At 54.9% G+C, this 1,784-nt stretch carries 1 pseudogene; it reads right to left on the bottom strand.

Annotated features, from left to right (window positions below):
- Nucleotides 1–1,784 (bottom strand): annotated as a pseudogene (locus OCV62_RS17630) (class I SAM-dependent methyltransferase); the annotation flags it as partial.

Below are 1,784 nucleotides of genomic sequence, written 5' to 3'. Positions count from 1 at the left end.
CACAGAGCAGGTAATAGGAAGAATCGTCTGCATAGGCCAGACGGTTTGCACGGTCATTGATGAGACCGTATTTGGCAGAAAAGCTGTCATAGAGGCTGTTCAGTTCCGCCTGCTTCTCCCGAATGGTGCTGTCCGGAACCGCTGCATCCATCTGAAGGCCGATCAGTTCCTGCACACAATCACGCAGTCCCACAAGACCTTTTACACGGGCTTCGGCGGTGGCGTTGAGGTCAGGGCGCACCATACGGCTGTTTTCCCGGTAGTACACCTGCCCGTCTACAATGGCATAGGAATAGTTCTTCACATTGGGGTCGGCAGGAATGGAGGTGTCAATAGCTTCGCCTTCGCCCAGCTCCGGCAGCTCTGCCTCCTGATAAGTGCCATGAATGTACTTCACGGCATCATGCAGCTGGTCGGAAAGCTCCAGTCCCTCGATAGGATTCACAGTGTAGTCCATACCATGAGCAGTGCTTACCGGCTCCTGTCTGCCCAGCACCATTTCCGGGTGGTCGATAAAATACCGGTTGATGGCAAACCCATCCTCCGTTTGTCCGGTCTGAGTCCATTCCGGCACGATGTCCAGCGGACGGTCCCGCTTTTGGAGAAAAATGATGTCCGATACAACCTCGGCACCGGCATTCTTTTTGAACGCATCATTGGGCAGACGGATAGCACCCAGCAGCTCAGCACGCTGGGCAAGATAGCGGCGCACGGTGGAATCCTTGGCGTCCATGGTATATCGGGAGGTCACAAAAGCTACCACGCCGCCGGGACGCACCTGGTCGAGTGCTTTGGCAAAAAAATAGTTATGAATACTGAAATTCAGCTTGTTGTAGGCTTTGTCGTTGACCTGATACTGACCGAACGGCACATTGCCGATGGCAAGGTCAAAGAAGTCACGCCTGTCGGTGGTCTCAAAGCCGCCTACTGTGATGTCCGCCTTTGGATAGAGTTGCTTTGCAATCCGTCCGCTGATGGAATCCAGCTCCACGCCGTACAGACGGCTGTTTCGCATTCCCTCCGGCAGCATACCAAAGAAATTGCCCACACCCATAGACGGCTCCAGAATATTTCCGGTCTCAAATCCCATACGGTCCACCGCTTCATAGATGGCCTGAATGACCGTAGGGCTGGTGTAATGGGCGTTGAGGGTAGAGCTTCTGGCGGCGGCATATTCCTCCGGGGTCAGCAGTTCTTTTAGCTGGGCATACTCTAAAGCCCATGCCGGTTTCTCCGGGTCAAACGCATCAGAGAGACCGCCCCAGCCCACATATCGAGAAAGAACCTCCTGCTGTTCGGGGCTTGCCTGCTGTCCGGCAGCTTCCAGCTCTTTCAGCAAACGAATCGCATTGACATTTGCCTGGAACTTGGCTTTCGGACCGCCTTCGCCCAAATGCTCATCGGTAATGCGGAAGTTTTTTGCATTGCGGCGCAGGTTAGCCTTGTATTCCTCATAGGAGGCTTCCTCGGCAGCTTTGGCATTGGGGAAGGTCTGCCACTGGCCATTGACCTGAATGGAAACCGGGTGTTCGTCCAGCACTTCCTCAAAAGTTTTCTCCGGCTCTGTCACAGGCGCTGGTGGCTCCGGCTCCTCGATATGCAGCCGTTCCACCACCACATCATAAGGCAGATTGTTCTTATCGCCCGGATAGACGGCCACGGTCTCGGAATGGAAGGTCGGGGATTCGGCAGCCGGTTGGGGCTGTTCCTGTCCAAAACCGTCCTGCTGACGGGCATACATCCCGCAAGTCCTGATCTGCCTTGTCCGGGTCAATAGGAAGAAA

Origin of the sequence: Gallintestinimicrobium propionicum (assembly GCF_025567525.1) — a bacterium.
In the GTDB taxonomy this organism is placed as follows: Bacteria; Bacillota; Clostridia; order Lachnospirales; family Lachnospiraceae; genus Gallintestinimicrobium; species Gallintestinimicrobium propionicum.
This window is presented reverse-complemented; position numbering and strand designations above follow the sequence as displayed.